Annotated in this window: 17 protein-coding genes, 2 tRNA genes, 1 rRNA gene and 1 pseudogene; 12 read left to right on the top strand and 9 right to left on the bottom strand. The window is 63.6% G+C overall.

Going from position 1 to position 17,503, the window contains the following annotated elements:
- Positions 1 to 17 precede the first annotated feature (17 nt).
- The 6 genes from MRS60_RS11970 (at position 18) to MRS60_RS11945 (ending at position 4,648) form a co-directional block, all read left to right on the top strand.
- Positions 18 to 608: an NUDIX domain-containing protein gene (locus tag MRS60_RS11970; RefSeq protein WP_243564745.1), complete on the top strand. Its 591-nt coding sequence runs from the start codon at positions 18 to 20 to the stop codon at positions 606 to 608.
- A 136-nt stretch (positions 609 to 744) separates the two neighbouring features.
- Positions 745 to 1,167, top strand: coding sequence for a DUF1178 family protein (locus MRS60_RS11965; protein ID WP_131947260.1), 423 nt, complete (start codon positions 745 to 747; stop codon positions 1,165 to 1,167).
- Positions 1,168 to 1,319: 152 nt separating this feature from the next.
- Positions 1,320 to 2,516: an acyl-CoA dehydrogenase family protein gene (locus tag MRS60_RS11960; RefSeq protein ID WP_034184899.1), complete on the top strand. Its 1,197-nt coding sequence runs from the start codon at positions 1,320 to 1,322 to the stop codon at positions 2,514 to 2,516.
- A gap of 25 nt (positions 2,517 to 2,541) precedes the next feature.
- On the top strand, positions 2,542 to 3,675 hold the full coding sequence (locus tag MRS60_RS11955; RefSeq protein ID WP_243564744.1) for an acyl-CoA dehydrogenase family protein: 1,134 nt from the start codon (positions 2,542 to 2,544) through the stop codon (positions 3,673 to 3,675).
- Between the two features lie 38 nt (positions 3,676 to 3,713).
- The gene (locus tag MRS60_RS11950) at positions 3,714 to 4,175 is read left to right on the top strand and encodes a MaoC family dehydratase (protein ID WP_034184920.1); all 462 of its coding nucleotides are present in this window, start codon (positions 3,714 to 3,716) and stop codon (positions 4,173 to 4,175) included.
- Complete coding sequence (locus MRS60_RS11945; RefSeq protein ID WP_131947263.1) at positions 4,172 to 4,648, top strand: MaoC family dehydratase; 477 nt, start codon at positions 4,172 to 4,174, stop codon at positions 4,646 to 4,648. The genes MRS60_RS11950 and MRS60_RS11945 overlap by 4 nt, the downstream gene beginning before the upstream one ends.
- 47 nt (positions 4,649 to 4,695) lie before the next feature.
- Here MRS60_RS11945 and MRS60_RS11940 read toward each other — a convergent pair whose 3' ends face one another.
- The 3 genes and pseudogenes from MRS60_RS11940 to MRS60_RS11935 all read right to left on the bottom strand — a co-directional run bounded on the left by MRS60_RS11940 (position 4,696) and on the right by MRS60_RS11935 (position 6,451).
- Complete coding sequence (locus MRS60_RS11940; RefSeq protein WP_034184921.1) at positions 4,696 to 5,388, bottom strand: glutathione binding-like protein; 693 nt, start codon at positions 5,386 to 5,388, stop codon at positions 4,696 to 4,698.
- A 151-nt stretch (positions 5,389 to 5,539) separates the two neighbouring features.
- Positions 5,540 to 5,653: pseudogene (locus MRS60_RS35165) on the bottom strand (phosphotransferase family protein); the annotation flags it as partial.
- 6 nt (positions 5,654 to 5,659) lie between these two features.
- Positions 5,660 to 6,451 carry an oxepin-CoA hydrolase, alternative type gene (locus tag MRS60_RS11935; RefSeq protein ID WP_243564743.1) on the bottom strand — a complete coding sequence of 264 codons (792 nt, stop codon included), beginning with the start codon at positions 6,449 to 6,451 and terminating at the stop codon, positions 5,660 to 5,662.
- Between the two features lie 201 nt (positions 6,452 to 6,652).
- Here MRS60_RS11935 and MRS60_RS11930 point away from each other — a divergent pair, with 201 nt between their 5' ends.
- The gene (locus MRS60_RS11930) at positions 6,653 to 7,309 is read left to right on the top strand and encodes a glutathione S-transferase (RefSeq protein ID WP_034184903.1); all 657 of its coding nucleotides are present in this window, start codon (positions 6,653 to 6,655) and stop codon (positions 7,307 to 7,309) included.
- Between the two features lie 44 nt (positions 7,310 to 7,353).
- Here the strand turns inward: MRS60_RS11930 and MRS60_RS11925 are convergent, their stop codons facing one another.
- Together MRS60_RS11925 and MRS60_RS11920 are read right to left on the bottom strand one after the other, a co-directional pair.
- Positions 7,354 to 8,526, bottom strand: coding sequence for a pyridoxal phosphate-dependent aminotransferase (locus MRS60_RS11925; protein WP_243564742.1), 1,173 nt, complete (start codon positions 8,524 to 8,526; stop codon positions 7,354 to 7,356).
- A 33-nt stretch (positions 8,527 to 8,559) separates the two neighbouring features.
- Positions 8,560 to 9,057 carry a putative toxin-antitoxin system toxin component, PIN family gene (locus tag MRS60_RS11920; RefSeq protein ID WP_243564741.1) on the bottom strand — a complete coding sequence of 166 codons (498 nt, stop codon included), beginning with the start codon at positions 9,055 to 9,057 and terminating at the stop codon, positions 8,560 to 8,562.
- Positions 9,058 to 9,114: 57 nt separating this feature from the next.
- Here MRS60_RS11920 and yaaA point away from each other — a divergent pair, with 57 nt between their 5' ends.
- Positions 9,115 to 9,897 (top strand): peroxide stress protein YaaA, encoded by a 783-nt coding sequence (gene yaaA / locus MRS60_RS11915; protein ID WP_034184906.1) that lies wholly within the window; start codon positions 9,115 to 9,117, stop codon positions 9,895 to 9,897.
- A 137-nt stretch (positions 9,898 to 10,034) separates the two neighbouring features.
- Entirely contained in the window at positions 10,035 to 11,189 is a 1,155-nt protein-coding gene (locus MRS60_RS11910; protein ID WP_243564740.1) for a M14 family metallopeptidase, read from the top strand.
- Between the two features lie 82 nt (positions 11,190 to 11,271).
- Here MRS60_RS11910 and MRS60_RS11905 read toward each other — a convergent pair whose 3' ends face one another.
- The 4 genes from MRS60_RS11905 to MRS60_RS11890 all read right to left on the bottom strand — a co-directional run bounded on the left by MRS60_RS11905 (position 11,272) and on the right by MRS60_RS11890 (position 15,080).
- Positions 11,272 to 11,925: a BspC domain-containing protein gene (locus MRS60_RS11905; RefSeq protein WP_105393866.1), complete on the bottom strand. Its 654-nt coding sequence runs from the start codon at positions 11,923 to 11,925 to the stop codon at positions 11,272 to 11,274.
- A gap of 139 nt (positions 11,926 to 12,064) precedes the next feature.
- Positions 12,065 to 12,739 carry an energy-coupling factor ABC transporter permease gene (locus MRS60_RS11900; RefSeq protein WP_034184909.1) on the bottom strand — a complete coding sequence of 225 codons (675 nt, stop codon included), beginning with the start codon at positions 12,737 to 12,739 and terminating at the stop codon, positions 12,065 to 12,067.
- A gap of 74 nt (positions 12,740 to 12,813) precedes the next feature.
- Entirely contained in the window at positions 12,814 to 13,650 is an 837-nt protein-coding gene (locus MRS60_RS11895; protein WP_034184910.1) for a response regulator transcription factor, read from the bottom strand.
- A gap of 212 nt (positions 13,651 to 13,862) precedes the next feature.
- Positions 13,863 to 15,080 (bottom strand): DUF2863 family protein, encoded by a 1,218-nt coding sequence (locus tag MRS60_RS11890; RefSeq protein WP_072440672.1) that lies wholly within the window; start codon positions 15,078 to 15,080, stop codon positions 13,863 to 13,865.
- A 567-nt stretch (positions 15,081 to 15,647) separates the two neighbouring features.
- Between MRS60_RS11890 and MRS60_RS11885 the strand changes: the two genes are divergently transcribed.
- The 3 genes from MRS60_RS11885 (at position 15,648) to MRS60_RS11875 (ending at position 17,480) form a co-directional block, all read left to right on the top strand.
- Positions 15,648 to 17,177 (top strand): 16S ribosomal RNA (locus MRS60_RS11885).
- A gap of 62 nt (positions 17,178 to 17,239) precedes the next feature.
- Positions 17,240 to 17,315 (top strand) — tRNA-Ile (locus MRS60_RS11880).
- 88 nt (positions 17,316 to 17,403) lie between these two features.
- A tRNA-Ala gene (locus MRS60_RS11875) sits at positions 17,404 to 17,480 on the top strand.
- The last annotated feature ends 23 nt before the right edge of the window (positions 17,481 to 17,503 follow it).

Raw genomic sequence — 17,503 nt, 5'->3', positions numbered from 1 at the left:
CAATCTTGGAGCCGCCGATGGCCGAACTACCCAATCACGACGCCGCACTGACCGAAACCTGCCTCGAAAGCGAGGCGATCTTCGACGGCTCGTTCCTCAAGCTCAAGCGCGATACCGTCCGTTTGCCGGACGGCAAGAAGGCCACGCGCGAATACGTCCAGCACCCGGGCGCGGTGATGGTGATCCCGCTGTTCGAGGACGGCCGCGTGCTGATGGAAAGCCAGTATCGCTACCCGATCGGCAAGGTGATGGCCGAATTCCCGGCCGGCAAGCTCGATCCGGACGAAGGCGCGCTTGCGTGCGCGGTGCGCGAATTGCGCGAGGAAACGGGTTACACGGCACGCGAATACGTGTTCCTGGCCCGCATTCACCCGATCATTTCCTATTCGACCGAATTCATCGACCTGTATCTCGCGCGCGGGCTGACGGCCGGCGAGCGCAAGCTCGACGAAGGCGAATTCCTCGAAACCTTCACCGCCACGCAATCCGACCTGCAGGAATGGGTGCGCACCGGGCAGATCACCGACGTGAAGACGATCATCGGCACGATGTGGCTCGACAAGGTGCTGTCCGGCACCTGGCCGCTCGGGCCGGTCCTGACGCCCTGAGCGCGGCGTCAGCGGTGGGTGGGGCGCCGCGTTACAATCCGATGACACGGCGCTTTCGCGTCGCGCGATCGTGGTTTAGCACGATCGTTCACAAAACCGCTTTTTGCGCTACACTCGTCACACGCCCTGATTCAGCATGAAGGTCCTCGATTTACAGTGCCCGCACGGTCATCGGTTCGAAGGCTGGTTCGCTTCCGCCGATGAATTCGAAGCGCAGTTGTCCCGCAAGCTGGTCGAATGTCCGGTGTGCGGGACGACCGAGGTCAATCGTCTGCCGTCGGCGCCGCGCCTGAATCTGTCAGGCGCGACGCAGGCCCAGCCGGCTGATCCGCGTGCGCTGCAGGCGCAGGTGCTGCGCGCGCTGCGCGAGGTGCTGGAGAAGACCGAGAACGTGGGCGAGCGCTTCGCCGAGGAAGCGCGGCGCATCCATTACAACGAGGCGCCGGCACGCAGCATCCGTGGCGTCACGACACCGGAAGATGCGCAATCCTTGGTCGAAGAAGGCATCGACGTGATGCCGCTGCCGATTCCTGCCGCGCTGAAAGAACCGCTGCAATGACGTACGCAGTGGGTCCTTGCCGGGCCGGACGGCCGCGGCGAGCCTTGCATGGGACCTGAGCAGGTGCTGAAGCGCTAGCTCCGGTCGACCGCGAAGCATGGGACCAGAGTAAGTGCTAAAGCACTAACTCTGGTCGACAGGAGACACTGCGCATGGATCTGGATTATTCCCCCGCCGACGACGCGTTCCGCGTCGACGTCCGCGCCTGGCTCGAGGCCAACCTGCCTCACGCACTGCGCGCCAAAGTACTCGATCACAAACGACTCGACCGCGAGGATTTCGCGAGCTGGCACCGGATTCTCGGCCAGCGCGGCTGGTCCGCGCCTGCGTGGCCGGCCGAATACGGCGGCCCGGGCTGGAACGCGACGCAACGGCACATCTGGGACGAGGAATGCGCGCGGATCGGCGCGCCGACCGTGCTGCCGTTCGGCGTGTCGATGGTTGCGCCGGTGCTGATGAAATACGGCAGCGAAGCGCAGAAACGCCACTATCTGCCGCGCATTCTCGACGGCTCCGACTGGTGGTGCCAGGGTTACTCGGAGCCGGGTTCCGGGTCCGACCTCGCGTCGTTGCGCACGCGCGCCGAGCGCCAGGGCGACCACTACGTCGTCAACGGCCAGAAGACCTGGACGACGCTCGGCCAGTACGCGGACATGATGTTCTGCCTCGTGCGCACCGATCCGGCCGCGAAGAAGCAGGAGGGCATCTCGTTCCTGCTGATCGACATGAAGACGCCCGGCATCACGGTGCGGCCGATCATCACGCTCGACGAAGACCACGAGGTCAACGAGGTGTTCTTCGAGGACGTGAAGGTGCCGGTCGAGAATCTCGTCGGCGACGAGAACCGCGGCTGGACCTACGCGAAATACCTGCTTGGCCATGAGCGCACCGGCATCGCGCGTGTCGGCGCGTCGAAGCGCGAACTCGCGTTCCTGAAGCGCGTGGCGTCGAACCAGCGCAAGAACGGCAAGCCGTTGCTTGCCGACCCCGTGTTCGCCGCGAAGGTCGCGGCGCTCGAAGTCGAGCTGATGGCGCTCGAGGTGACGGTGCTGCGCGTCGTCAGCCGCGAGACGAGCGGCAAGGGGCCGGGCCCCGAGGCGTCGATGCTGAAGATCAAGGGTACCGAAGTGCAGCAGGCGCTCACCGAGCTGATGTTCGACGCGATCGGCCCGCTCGCCGCACCGTTCGACGTACCGTTCCTCAATGGCGAACGCGAGCACAGCATCGCGGGCGACGACGATGCGGCGCCGCTCGCCGCGTACTACTTCAATTATCGGAAGACGTCGATCTACGGCGGTTCGAACGAGATCCAGAAGAACATCATCGCGCAGATGATTCTGGGCCTGTGAACAGGGTACGGAAGCGGAGACAACCATGGATTTCAGCTTTACCGATGAGCAGCAGCAGTTCGCCGACGCGCTGCGCCGTTATCTCGGCGAGCAATACGGTTTCGATGTGCGCCAGGCGATCGTGCGCAGCGACACGGGCGTGTCGGATACGCAATGGAGCGCGTTCGCCGAGCTGGGGCTGACCGCGCTGCCCGTGCCGGATACGCAGGGCGGGTTCGGCGGCAGCCCGGTCGACATGCTGGTTGCGATGCAGGAGCTCGGCCGCGCGCTCGTGATCGAGCCGTACTGGGCAACGGCGGTCGGCGTCGAGGCATTGCGCATCGCCGGGTCCGGCGCAGGCGACGATGCCGCATTACTGGGGGCAGTCGCGCAGGGGCAGAAGCGCTTGGCGGTCGCATTCCACGAACCGCATGCGCGTTATGACCTGTTCGAGCTCGATACGCACGCACGCGAGCAGGGCGGCACGCATCGGCTGACCGGCACCAAGTCGGTCGTTCAGCATGGCGCACAGGCGCACGCGTGGATTGTGCCTGCGCGTGTCGACGACGGCGGCATCGGCCTCTTTGTCGTCGAACGCGATGCGGCGAACGCGAAGGTGGTCGACTACCGGACCATCGACGGCCAGCGTGCGGCGACGATCGAGTTCAACGAAACGCCGGCCCGACTGCTGACAGGCGGCGCGCGCGACGCTGCGGCGCTCGAGCAGATTGCCGATTACGCGACGTTCCTGCTGTGCGCGGAAGCGGTCGGCGCGCTTGACGAACTGAATCGCGCGACGGTCGAATACACGAAAACGCGCGAGCAGTTCGGCGTGCCGATTGCGCGTTTCCAGGCACTGCAGCACCGGATGGTCGACATGCTGATCCATGCCGAGCAGGCGCGTTCGCTGACCTACCTGGCCGCGGTGCGCTATGCGGGCGGCGACGCCGATGCGCGACGCAAGGCCGTGTCGGCCGCGAAGGCGCGCGTCGGCGCGGCCGCGCGCTTCGTCGGTCAGCAGGCCGTCCAGTTGCACGGCGGCATGGGCGTGACCAACGAGGTTGCCGCCGCGCACCTGTTCAAGCGGCTGTCGATCATCGAGACGACGCTCGGCGACACCGATCATCATCTTGCCCGCATCGCGGCGCTGCCCGATTTCGCGCAGGCCGACGCGGCATGACGGCGACGCGCGAGCGCGTCAGACAAGGGGACACACAAGTGGGTATCAGTTACGAAGATCTGGTGGTCGGCAGCACCATCGAAGTGGGCAGCTACACGTTCGAGCCCGACGACATCAAGGCGTTCGCGCAGCGCTACGACCCGCAGCCGTTCCACCTCGACGAGGAGGCCGCGAAGGCGTCGCCGTTCGGCGGACTGGTCGCGAGCGGCTGGCACACGTGCTCGGTGTTCATGAGCCTGCTCATCAAGAAGCTCGGGCCGGACTCGACCAGCATGGGCTCGCCCGGCATCGACTCGATCCGCTGGCTCAAGCCGGTGCGCGCCGGCGACACGATCACGATGCACCAGAAGATCCACGACAAGCGCGTCTCGGAGAGCAAGCCCGATCGCGGCATCGTGTCGACGGAGTGGATCGGCATCAACGGTAGCGGCGAGACGGTGATCACCGTGCATTCCAAGGTGATTTTCGGGCTGCGCGATCCGCGAGGCACGAACGCATGACCGACGTGACATTGCCGTTGATCGCGTCGGCGCAGGCGTTGCAGGCACGTATCGGCGAGGAGCCGCTCGCGAGCGGCTGGATCGCGATCGACCAGCATCGCGTCGACGGCTTCGCCGACGCGACCGGCGATCATCAATGGATTCACGTCGATCCCGAACGCGCGCGGCGCGAGTCGCCGTTCGGCGGGCCGATCGCGCACGGGTTCCTGACGCTGTCGCTGATTCCCGCGTTGATGACCGATGCGATGCGCTTCGAGCAGAAGATGGGCGTGAACTACGGACTGAACCGCGTGCGGTTCCTGAAGCCGGTGCCGGTCGGTGTGCGCGTGCGCGCGTTGTTCGCGGTGAAGGAAACCGCCGAGGTCGCGCGGGGCGGCGTGCAGGTGACATGGTCGGTGTCGATCCAGGCCGAGCGTCCCGACGCGCCGTTGCTTGTTTGCGCGGCGGAATTCATCACGCTGCATTACTTCTGACGCGCGGGGCGGCATGCACGGATGCCGCTCCGCCCGTCACGCACGGGTCAGTGCTTCGCGTATTGCATCGCGCCGAACAGCACCTCGCGTGCCTTGTCGTCCTGCAGCGCCTTGCGCATCGACGCGAGTACTTCGACGCCGCGCTGCACGGCCGGTCGCGCGGCGATTGCATCGTGCCAGCGCTTCACGTTCGGCAACTCGTCGAGCACGATGCCCTGGTTCTGCCACGAGCGCGTCCACGGGAACGTCGCAATGTCCGCGATCGTGTACGCGTCGCCCGCGAGATATTCGGATTCGCCGAGGCGCTTTTCCATCACGTTGTACAGGCGCTTCGCTTCGTTCGTATAGCGGTTGACCGCGTATTCGATCTTTTCCGGCGCGTACAGGCGGAAATGGTGCGCCTGCCCGAGCATCGGGCCGATACCGCCCATCTGGAACATCAGCCACTCGAGCGTCGCATAGCGCGCGGCCGGATCGGTCGGCAGGAATTTGCCGGTCTTCTCCGCGAGGTAGATCAGGATCGCACCCGATTCGAACAGAGAGATCGGCTTGCCGCCGGGGCCGTCAGGATCGACGATCGCCGGAATCTTGTTGTTCGGGCTGATCTTCAGGAACTCGGGCTTGAACTGGTCGCCTGCGCCGATATCGACCGGAAGTGCACGGTAGGCGAGGCCCGTTTCCTCGAGCATGATATGTACCTTGTGGCCGTTCGGGGTCGCCCAGCTGTAGACGTCGATCATCGTCAACTCCTTGGTTGCATGCGCGAAAACGGCGCCGGCAGCGCGCCGCGACAGGCGGTCATTAGAGCATGGTTCGACACGGGCCGCTGGCGACGGAAACATGCCCGCCGATGCGTACGCGCAGGCAAACGGGAGATGATCGCCGACGTGCCGACAGTTCCCGGTCGAGCACGGCGGGCGCGCACGGTTCGTGCGGATGGAAGATCCGGTTGTCGAGCCGGTAGTCGCCATGCACGATCGTCGTCGGACGGCCGTCGTCGGCCGACGCGGATCAGCGCTTGTAGTGCGGCTGGCGTTTCTCGAGAAAGGCGGTGATGCCTTCGAGCCCGTCCGCGTGATGCAGCGAGGCGACGAAATGATCGCGCTCGGTACCGAGATGCGGTTCTAGCGGCTGAGTCGTCGCAACGTCGAGCAGCGACTTGATGCGCGTGAGTGCGTTCGGCGAGATGCCGGCGAGTGCGTCGGCCCATGTCAGCGCGTCGTCCAACGCTGCGCCGGGCACGGCGAGCCGGTTGACCACACCGAGCGCATGCAGGCGTTCGGCCGCGACCGGCTTGCCTTCGAACAGGATCTCGGCCGCGATCGCACGCGGCAGCGCACGCGCGAGGAACCACGAGCCGCCGCCGTCGGGCGTCAGACCCACACGCGCGTACGACATCACGAACTTCGCGTCGTGCGCGGCGACGATCAGATCGCACGCAAGCGCGAGCGAGAAGCCCGCGCCGGCCGCGGCGCCTTCGACCGCCGCGATCACCGGCTTCGTCGATTCGCGAATCGCCGTCACCCATGCGCCGAGCTGATCGATGCTGTCGCCCTGGCAGGACGGATCCTTCGAGCGGTTGTCGAGCAGCCGGTTCAGGTTGCCGCCTGCACAGAAGAAGCGGTCGGCACCGGTCAGCACGACCGCGCGAACCCCGGGATCGCGTTCGGCAGTGGCGAGCGCTTCGACGCCGGCCGCGTACATGTCGGGATGCAGCGCGTTGCGCGCGCCGGGATTGGACAGCGTGAGGACGAGCGTCGAATCGCTCTCGGGCGGCCGCGAGGCCAGCAGTTCAGCACTCATGCGAGCGTGTCTCCATCGGATGGCGAGGCTGCGGCGCTGCGCGCGTCGCGCGGACCGGCAGCGCTGCTGCCGCAGCGGATGTAATGTTGTCGTGACGGACGTGAAACTGTTTTAGACTAGCACGAACGTGCTTTTCAGCGCGATGAATCCCGGTGCGGCCGGCATCGTTGCGGCCGCGCTCTCGCAAGGAAGGAGACTCCGATGCTACAGCTGTGCGGTATTCCGTTGTCCAACTATTACAACAAGGTGAAGTTCGTCCTGCTCGAGCACGACATTCCGTTCGAGGAGTCGGTGTGCAGTTTGCCGATCTGCGATCCGGCCCAGCTCGCCGATTCGCCGCTCGGCAAGATCCCGTTCCTGAAGACCGAAGAGGGCGCGCTGTTCGAGTCGCAGGTGATCATCGAGTACCTGGCGGCGCGCTATCCCGAGAAAGCCATTTTTCCTGCGGGGCCGTTCGCGGCGGCGAAGGTGCGCGAGCTGGTCGAGACACTCGAGCTGTATCTCGAATGGATGGCGCGCGAGGTCTATACGGAAGCGTTTTTCGGCGGCAAGGTCAGCGACGGAATGAAGGCGCACGTCGAGAAGCGCCTGCCGCGCGCGATCGATGCGTTCAAGCAGATGACGCAGTTTTCGCCGTACGTGCTCGGCGAGTCGTTCAGCCTCGCGGACATCGCCGCATCGATCCATCTGCCGGTCATCGGGATGGCGACGAAGGCCGTGTTCGGACACGACTTCCTGCTCGATGCAGGCATCGACTGGAAGGCTCATGCGAAGAAGGTCGGTGAGCGTGCCGCCGCGCAGCGCGTGGCAGCCGATCGCAAGGCGTATGTCGACGCGACGAGCGGTGCGCGTTCGTAAGCGCGATTTCCCGGCAGGGCGGCGCGCGGCCGCCCGCGCGGGACTTACAGTCGGGCGAGCCGTTCGAGTGCGGATGCGAGCGTGCTTTCCTGCTTCGCGAAACAGAAACGCACGACACCCGATTCGTGCGGCTCGTGATAGAACGCCGACACCGGAATGGCGGCCACGCCGATCTCCGACGTGAGCCACTTCGAGAATTCCGCTTCGGGCAGGTCGCTGATCGCCGAGTAATCGACGCACTGGAAGTACGTGCCCGTGCATGGCAGCAGCTTGAAGCGCGTGCGCTCGAGGCCTGCGCGGAAGAAGTCGCGTTTCTTCTGGTAGAAGCCGGCGAGTGTCAGGTACGGTGCCGGGTCGCGCAGGTAATCGGCGAGCCCGATCTGCATCGGCGTATTCACCGTGAATACGTTGAACTGGTGGACCTTGCGGAATTCCGCGGTCAGCGCGGCAGGCGCCGCGACATAGCCGACCTTCCAGCCCGTCACGTGATAGGTCTTGCCGAAGCTCGACACGATGAAGCTGCGTGCGGCGAGTTCCGGATAGCGCGCGACGCTCTCGTGGCGCGCGCCGTCGTAGACCATGTGCTCGTAGACCTCGTCCGACAGGATCAGCACGTTGGTGCCGCGTACGATCTCCTCGAGCTTGCGCATGTCCGCCTCGCGCCACACGGTGCCCGTCGGGTTATGCGGCGTGTTGATCAGGATCATGCGCGTTTTCGGCGTGATCGCGGCCGCGAGACGGTCGAACGGGATCGCGTAGTCGGGCGCTTCCAGCGTGACGAATACCGGCTTGCCTCCTGCGAGTTCGATCGACGGCAGATAGCTGTCATAGGTCGGTTCGACGACGATCACTTCGTCGCCCGGATGCACCGCGCACAGGATTGCCGTCAGCAGCGCTTGCGTCGCGCCTGCCGTCACCGTGATCTCGGTGGCCGGATCGTAGCGCCGGCCGTAGACGTGCGCGATCTTGTCGGCGATCGCGTCGCGCAGCGGTGCGACACCGGCCATCGGCGGATACTGGTTGTGCCCGTTGCGCATCGCGGCCGCGACCGCATCGACGATGCGCGGATCGCAATCGAAATCCGGGAAGCCCTGGCCGAGGTTCACGGCGCCTTTTTCGGCGGCAAGCGCGCTCATGACCGTGAAGATCGTCGTGCCGACATTCGGCAGGCGCGAGGGGAAAATGGGAGTCGTTGGCATGTCTGAAGGAGCGTTCATCGATACGGTCGAAATCGGGTGCCGCCGCGTGCGTCAGGCAGGCGTGGCAGGAGTGGTCGATGCGGCGTCGAGCGCGCAGGCTTCGGCAAACGGCGCGGGTTGCGCGATCCGGAAACCGAAGTCGCGTGCGGTGCGCTTCGCGAGCTTCAGCAGCGCACGGTCTTTCGACACGAGCCACTCGGCCTGCGCGGCTCGGGCGAGTTCGAGAAACTTCTGGTCGTCGCGGTCCTTGCACTTCGGCAGCGGCGGCGCGGCGGCGTCGACGGGCGGCGGCTCGACGAGGCTCGCGAGGCGGGCGACGGTCGCGAGCGCGGCGGCCTTGTCGATCGCACGCGCCTGGAACTGCGGATAATCGAGCACGTACTCGAGTTCGGTCAGGCAGCGGCCGTCGATCACGGCGGCAAGCGCGCCGCGTTCGAGCGCGGCCCGGATCGGGCGCGTAGCGGGGTCGTCGAATACGAGGATGTCGATCCAGACGTTCGAGTCGAGCACGACGCGGTGCGCGACGTGCGGGGCGAGGGAGCTGGTCATTCGTTACAATCGGTGGTTTTCGTCTGACCGCAAGGCACGGCGTGCCAGCGAGCCTCTATGATAATCGTTCTCTCTCCCGCCAAATCCCTCGACTACGATACGCCCGCGCACGTCCAGTCTTACACGAAGCCTGCATTCGTCGACGACGCGTCCGAGCTGATCGACGGCCTGCGCAAGCTTTCGCCGCAGGACATCGCGACGCTGATGGATATTTCCGATCCGCTCGCGCGCCTGAACTTCCAGCGCTACGCGGACTGGTCGCCGACCTTTACGCCGGCCAATGCGAAGCAGGCCGTGCTGGCGTTCAACGGCGACGTCTACGAAGGATTCGATGCGAAATCGCTGTCGTCCGACGATCTCGACTATGCGCAGCAGCACGTGCGCGTGCTGTCGGGCCTGTACGGGCTGCTGCGCCCGCTCGACCTGCTGCAGCCGTACCGGCTCGAGATGGGTACGCGCTTCGCGAACGCGCGCGGCAAGGATCTGTACGCGTTCTGGGGCGACCGCATCACGCGGGCGCTGAACGAGCAGCTCGAGACGCGCAGCGGCTCGGCGCGCGTGCTGGTCAACTGCGCGTCGACCGAATACTTCAAGTCGGTCAAGCCGAAACTGCTGGCCGCGCCTGTCATCACGCCGGTGTTCGAGGACTGGAAGGGCGGCCGCTACAAGATCATCAGCTTCCATGCGAAGCGCGCGCGCGGCCTGATGGCGCGTTTTATCGTCGAGAACCGTATTACCGAGCCGAAGGCGCTGAAGGCGTTTGCGACGGAAGGCTATGCGTTCGACGCGGCGGCGTCGAACGATTCGACTTACGTATATCGCCGGCGAGTCGGCGAGTGACCATGCCGGCCGTTCATGAGATGGCCGGCGCATGCATGAGGCCGGGCAAGCGGTATACCGCCCGTTCCGGTCGACAGCTTTGCATGGGACCTGAGTAAATGCTGAAGCACTAACTCAGGTCGACACTGGAGAAACAGATGACCCTTTCGATCACCAGCAATTTCGACGCAGGCGCAATCGACGTCGTGTCGTGCGACAGCCCCGCGGCGATTCGGCTGCGCGTGCGCGGCGACAGCCGCTCGGAATTCGCGCAATGGTTTTACTACCGCTTGACGGGCGCGCGCGGCGAGCGGTGCGTGATGACGTTCGAGAATGCCGCCGAATGCGCGTATCCGTCTGGCTGGCGCAACTACAGCGCGGTGGCGAGCTACGACCGGGTCGACTGGTTCCGCGTGCCGACGACGTTCGACGGCAAGACGATGACTATCGACCATACGCCGGAGTTCGACAGCATCTACTACGCGTATTTCGAACCGTACTCGGAAGAGCGTCACGCGGCATTTCTCGGTGCCGTCCAGCAGTTGCCGCAGGCAAGCGTCGTCGAACTCGGCCGCACGGTCGAAGGCCGCCCGATGTCGCTGCTGACGCTCGGCACGCCGGAAACCGACGGCGCGCCGAAGAAGAAAGTGTGGATCATCGCGCGTCAGCATCCGGGCGAGACGATGGCCGAGTGGTTCGTCGAAGGCCTCGTCAAGCGGCTGGCCGGATGGGGCGACTGGGCCGGCGATCCGGTCGCGCGCAAGCTCTACGATCGCGCGACGTTCTACATCGTCCCGAACATGAATCCGGACGGCAGCGTGCATGGCAACCTGCGCACCAATGCGGCAGGTGCGAACCTGAACCGCGAATGGATGATGCCCGATGCCGAGCGCAGCCCCGAGGTGCTGGCCGTGCGCGACGCGATCCACGCGATCGGCTGCGACATGTTCTTCGACATTCACGGCGACGAGGATCTGCCGTACGTGTTCGTTGCCGGTTCGGAGATGCTGCCGAGCTTTACCGAGCAGCAGGGCAAGGAGCAGACCGCGTTCATCGACGCGTTCAAGGTCGCGAGCCCCGACTTCCAGACCGAGCATGGTTATGCGGCGAGCAAGTACAAGGAGGACGCGCTCAAGCTCGCGTCGAAGTACATCGGCCACCAGTTCGGCTGCCTGTCGCTGACGCTCGAGATGCCGTTCAAGGACAACGCGAACCTGCCCGACGAGCGTGTCGGCTGGAACGGTGAGCGCAGCGCGGCGCTTGGCGCAGCGATGCTGGCCGCGATCCTGATGCACGTCGATACGTTCGCGTAGGCGTATCGTCGTCGCATGAAAAAAGCCGGGGCATCTCAGGATGCCCCGGCTTTTTTGCTTCTGTCGTTGCCGCTCCGTCGTATCAGGACTTCTTCGCGGTTTTCTTCTTCACGGCATTCTTCTGGCCGCCTGATTTCTTCGTTGCAACGGCCTTCTTGCCGGTGCGGCCCGATGCCTTCGCTTTTGCCTTGCCCCGGTGCGATTTGCCCTTGAACTTCTTCGTCGAAGACGTGGAGCGCTCGACGCGCGGCTTCAGCGGCGGAACGGGGTCGTTCCAGCTGAACGCGAGCATTTGCTGGCCGACATAACCGCAACGGAATTTCAGCGGCGTCGGGTCGCTGCCGTCGCTGTGGGCGCCGAGTCCGTCGACCGTGACGATGTTGTCGACCTTCACGCGCTGCTTGCCCTGGTCGAACGAGTCGTTCCACGGCGTGATCGTCGCGTTGCCGCTGTCGAATGCGTTCGGCGCGAAGTCGACGCGGTCGAAGGCCGACGACGTGCTGGCGATGAAGCTGCCGTGCGCCGCACAATCGGCCGCGAGCGGATCGGCATGCATTTCGTTGACGAATTTGTTGATCAGTTCGGAGCGCTGATCGAGCAGGTCGGCGAATACCGGTGTCGGAAGCGCAAGCGACAGGCCCGCGACACAGGCTGCCAGCTTGCCGAGCGCCCGGAGAATCCGGAGCGAGGCAGGTGAGCTGTCCATCTGGTTATTGGTGAGGAGCGAAGGAGACATCGGGCACGTATAGATGCCCGATTGAGAACAGGAGTTCAATCTTAGCGTAAAAAAGTTGTGCGGCAGTAGATGGCGTATTCTCCCGCGCTGCGGAAAATGTCGCCGGCACGTGCTGACGGTGCCTCGATCCGAAGGAGTTTCAGGCGCGCGGGCCGCCGAGGCGATAGCGCCGGACGTCGAAGGTCGTGACCCACGCAGGGCGATAGACGGCGATGAGCGCAGTCGCCATGCCGGTGAACCACGCTTCGCCGAGCGCGAGCAGCGCGGTGTTCAACAGATAGCCGGCAGGAATCACGACAGGCACGCCATCCGCGAGGGCGAGCTGGACGCCGGCTGCTGCTGCTGCGACCGCGATGATCGCGATGGCCGGCGACAGGAATCCCTGGCCGATGATGAACGACGCGAGGTTATGCGGCAGCCATGCGAGCGCGGCGCGCTGCAGCAACGCCGACACGGCGACAGGCAGCGCGCCGTAGATCAGATAGGTCAGGCCAATGCCCTGCCACGGCGCGTCGAAGATGATCGCGGCCACCGCCGTGACGGCGCCCATCGCAATCAGCGCAAGCGTCCAGTCGAACAGTGTGACGAGCAGCGTTGCGCCCAGCAGATGCATGACGATGCCATCTTCGAGCCACGCATTCGAGGCCCAGAGGACCGCGATTGCGGTGACGAGCGCGAGCCACACGTGCTGGAGCGTGGCGTCCTGGAGGCGCACGAAGGGGCGATTCCAGATCGCGAGCGTGAGCAGGGCCACGGCGGCGATCCAGCCACCGATGCCAACCCAGAGCGGAAGCGGTGTGAAAAGAAAACCCATGCGTTCATATTACTCGTTGAGCATCAAAGGTGGGAATCCGCACATGTCGACCGTCGCAATATCGAGACTGTCTGCTAGCGCTCGCGCCGGAACCGTGCCCGCGGCTCGGCCGCGAGCGGCAGATCCTGCGTGCCGGCATGCGCGGCTGGCAACGGGTACCGATGATCGTTCCGTGGCGTGCGTAGTGGAACGGTGCCGCGCTCGCCGATGGCCGGTTTGCGCGTGCGGTTGCGATTCGCCAGCAGCACTTCGAGGTGCGGCGACAGCCAGCCGTTGTAGATCGCGACCGCGGCGGCGCGGTTGACGGCACCAAGCTGCTGGAAAATGCTGGCAAGGTGGATTTTCACGGTGCCTTCGCTGATGCCGAGCGTGCGGGCGATCATCTTGTTCGTGCTGCCCATGTGGACGAAGCGCATGATCTGCGCTTGCCTCGGCGACAACAGGCCGCTCGGCGGGCGGCGGGGCAGCGATCCGGCGAGTGACTGGAAATGGGCCTCGTGGCGCGCTGCGGCTGTGGAGGGCAGCAGGCGGAGCGCGATCGGCGGGATGTAGTGTCCGCCCAGCAGCACCATCTCGAGCGCACGCACGATCAGGTACGGCCGCGTGGAATGCGGGATCACGCCTGCGACGCCATAGTTGAAGAAGCGCTGGATGGCCTCCGGCGAGGCTTCGTCGATCATTACGGCCGCGGGCGTCGGCGAGCAGGCGCTGCAAAGTGCCTGCAGCTCGCTTAGCCGGCCGACGTCCAGCCAGTCGATCACGACGAGGTCGAAACGCTGGGTGCGCAGCAGCCGGCGCGCCTGGAAGCTGTCGGGTGCATCGTTGATGCTGGCGTGGCGGTCGATCTGTCGCAACAGGGCCTTCAGTCCGTCACGCCGTTCGGCGTCTGAGTAAAGCACCAGGAACCGCATATTCAACCTCCGTAAGGGTGGGTCATTGATCTGCTGTCGGGCATGCGTTGGCCCCGATAATGACAAAGACCTTACACGATGTCTGCTTGGCTGAAAGGCTTAGGAAAAGTCTGAAATTTTGAGCGACGGAATATAGGACAAGAAAAAAGCCGCTCCGGCGGGAACCGGGAGCGGCTTCGGGAGGGCAGGCCGTTCGGGCCTGCTGCGAGAGGTTAGTGGAAGTGCGGCTGGGCGGGCGAGGCGTCTTCCGGCATTTCCGCGTGGACGATTTCGCCGAGCGGATCTGCGTAAAGCGGCACGCCGCAGTCGTCGCAGTATTCGGGTTCGAAGCGGCCCGCGTGCCGTCGGACGTCGGTTACACCGCATTCCTTCAACAGGCTGACGATTTCCTCGAGCGGCCCTTCGATCGGCGCCTCGCCTTCGAGCGTCGCGCTGTCGATCGACACGTCGCCGTTTTCACGGCCGTAGAGCGGCCACACGACGCCGTAGATTACGTCGTTGCTCGCACGCCGAGTGAAGCCGACACGATACTCGTCGATACGGCGTTCGCCGAAGCCGGCGACCACCGCGCGCAGCTCCTGCGGTGCCGTACCAAGTGTGTCGAAAAGATAACGAATGGCGGTTCGCACCGTGTGTGGACGAATGCGTTCGTCCGCATCGCGGCAGGCCGAGTAGTACGCGTCCGGAAGCAGGCACTCGAACTCGCATCCAGGCAGCGCGATCGACAGATTCGGGCCGCCCTGGGCCGTCCATTGTTCGAGGCACTGACCGCGCTCGATCCGGCTACCGCCTTCTTCTTCCTGCCAGCGGAACAGCGGCGCGCCGGCGGGCGCAGCGACGACGGCGAGCAGGAAGCGCGGGTCGGCCAGGATCGGCGAGGTTTCGGGCAGGTCACCGAAGCTGAGCTTGGGCGTGTGCTGGCCGATTGCCGCATGCGCGAGCTGTTGGGCAAGACGGTAGGTCTCGACGTGATGCCGCGGCAACTGGTCGATGCTGTAGAGGAACGGGGCAAGCCCGACGAGCGTGCCGTTCGCAAGGACATGAGCCTGCAGGTGCGTTCGCAGCGCGTCGGCCACGTCGCCCTTGAGCGGGCCCGACGGAATCATGTAGCGCGTCCATGCGAGAACCGGGACGGCGACCAGCAGCGCATCGTACGGCTGGCCGTCGTGCTCGATCACCATCGACTCGCTGTGGGTCTCGGCCATGTCGGCGAGTGCGCCGTAGGCGTCGGGATGATTCTGCTGCAGATGGTCGAGAGCTGCGTCGAGCGTAGTCTGGTTGCCGTTGCGGACTATCTTGGCGAGCAGCGCGTCGAGCTTCGCTTCCCAGAAGCGATCCTCGATGCGGCTGCCCGAGGCGAAGAGCGCAAGCGACAGACCGACCAGTTTGTCGGCATCGGGGGGGAGGCGTTTGGCGATTCGCTGGCGCATATTAAAGACGTATATAGAAAGGGGCGAAGAACCTCACATTCTAGTCCGTTCTTTGCACCATAAGCGGTCTTGTGCCCTGGCATGGCCGGACGGCCAAATTGCGGCTTTTGTAAAAAAGTTGCATCGAACCCCTTGCGCGATCGACGCGGGGTACATAGAATCACGCCTCTTTCGCGCTAACGGAAACGCGGCGCGGGAGAGGGAAGTGGTGCTGTTGTGGGGTTGGTGGTAGCGAGCCCGAGCAGCACACGAAGATGAACCCCGCAGTCGCAACGAAGCAGTTAAAAAGTTGTTGACGAGCTGCGAAACACGGTTCATAATTTCGCTTCTCTGCTGCTGAAAACGCAGCGCTGCTGAGAAACGCGAAGTTCCTCGCAGAAACGCTCTTTAAAAATTACCAGCCGATAAGTGTGGGCGCTTGATGGCAGCGAGCTGATCCTCGGATCAGAAAGCGAAAGTATCAAGAGTCTCACACTAAAGTAAGTCAGGTTTATGAAGCAATTCATATACCTGTCAGCTTTGAGTGAGCGACCGGTTCTTAACCGAACCGAAAACAGTAACAGGTTTAAACTGAAGAGTTTGATCCTGGCTCAGATTGAACGCTGGCGGCATGCCTTACACATGCAAGTCGAACGGCAGCACGGGTGCTTGCACCTGGTGGCGAGTGGCGAACGGGTGAGTAATACATCGGAACATGTCCTGTAGTGGGGGATAGCCCGGCGAAAGCCGGATTAATACCGCATACGATCTACGGATGAAAGCGGGGGACCTTCGGGCCTCGCGCTATAGGGTTGGCCGATGGCTGATTAGCTAGTTGGTGGGGTAAAGGCCTACCAAGGCGACGATCAGTAGCTGGTCTGAGAGGACGACCAGCCACACTGGGACTGAGACACGGCCCAGACTCCTACGGGAGGCAGCAGTGGGGAATTTTGGACAATGGGCGAAAGCCTGATCCAGCAATGCCGCGTGTGTGAAGAAGGCCTTCGGGTTGTAAAGCACTTTTGTCCGGAAAGAAATCCTTGGTTCTAATATAGCCGGGGGATGACGGTACCGGAAGAATAAGCACCGGCTAACTACGTGCCAGCAGCCGCGGTAATACGTAGGGTGCGAGCGTTAATCGGAATTACTGGGCGTAAAGCGTGCGCAGGCGGTTTGCTAAGACCGATGTGAAATCCCCGGGCTCAACCTGGGAACTGCATTGGTGACTGGCAGGCTAGAGTATGGCAGAGGGGGGTAGAATTCCACGTGTAGCAGTGAAATGCGTAGAGATGTGGAGGAATACCGATGGCGAAGGCAGCCCCCTGGGCCAATACTGACGCTCATGCACGAAAGCGTGGGGAGCAAACAGGATTAGATACCGTAGTCCACGCCCTAAACGATGTCAACTAGTTGTTGGGGATTCATTTCCTTAGTAACGTAGCTAACGCGTGAAGTTGACCGCCTGGGGAGTACGGTCGCAAGATTAAAACTCAAAGGAATTGACGGGGACCCGCACAAGCGGTGGATGATGTGGATTAATTCGATGCAACGCGAAAAACCTTACCTACCCTTGACATGGTCGGAATCCTGCTGAGAGGCGGGAGTGCTCGAAAGAGAACCGGCGCACAGGTGCTGCATGGCTGTCGTCAGCTCGTGTCGTGAGATGTTGGGTTAAGTCCCGCAACGAGCGCAACCCTTGTCCTTAGTTGCTACGCAAGAGCACTCTAAGGAGACTGCCGGTGACAAACCGGAGGAAGGTGGGGATGACGTCAAGTCCTCATGGCCCTTATGGGTAGGGCTTCACACGTCATACAATGGTCGGAACAGAGGGTTGCCAACCCGCGAGGGGGAGCTAATCCCAGAAAACCGATCGTAGTCCGGATTGCACTCTGCAACTCGAGTGCATGAAGCTGGAATCGCTAGTAATCGCGGATCAGCATGCCGCGGTGAATACGTTCCCGGGTCTTGTACACACCGCCCGTCACACCATGGGAGTGGGTTTTACCAGAAGTGGCTAGTCTAACCGCAAGGAGGACGGTCACCACGGTAGGATTCATGACTGGGGTGAAGTCGTAACAAGGTAGCCGTATCGGAAGGTGCGGCTGGATCACCTCCTTTCCAGAGCTTCTCGCAAAGTTGAGCGCTCACGCTTATCGGCTGTAAATTAAAGACAGACTCAGGGGTCTGTAGCTCAGTCGGTTAGAGCACCGTCTTGATAAGGCGGGGTCGTTGGTTCGAATCCAACCAGACCCACCATTGTCTGACGTGTCGGTGATCGTTAGCGCTTTGGCGCTTACGAGTACCCCAAGCCGACCGGCTCACACCTGAGGTTCTCTGTACATATGGGGGCATAGCTCAGCTGGGAGAGCACCTGCTTTGCAAGCAGGGGGGTCGTCGGTTCGATCCCGTCTGCCTCCACCAATCTTCAATGACAAGCGTTCGAC

It is taken from the genome of Burkholderia pyrrocinia, from assembly GCF_022809715.1.
GTDB classification, from domain to species: domain Bacteria; phylum Pseudomonadota; class Gammaproteobacteria; order Burkholderiales; family Burkholderiaceae; genus Burkholderia; species Burkholderia pyrrocinia_C.
This window is presented reverse-complemented; position numbering and strand designations above follow the sequence as displayed.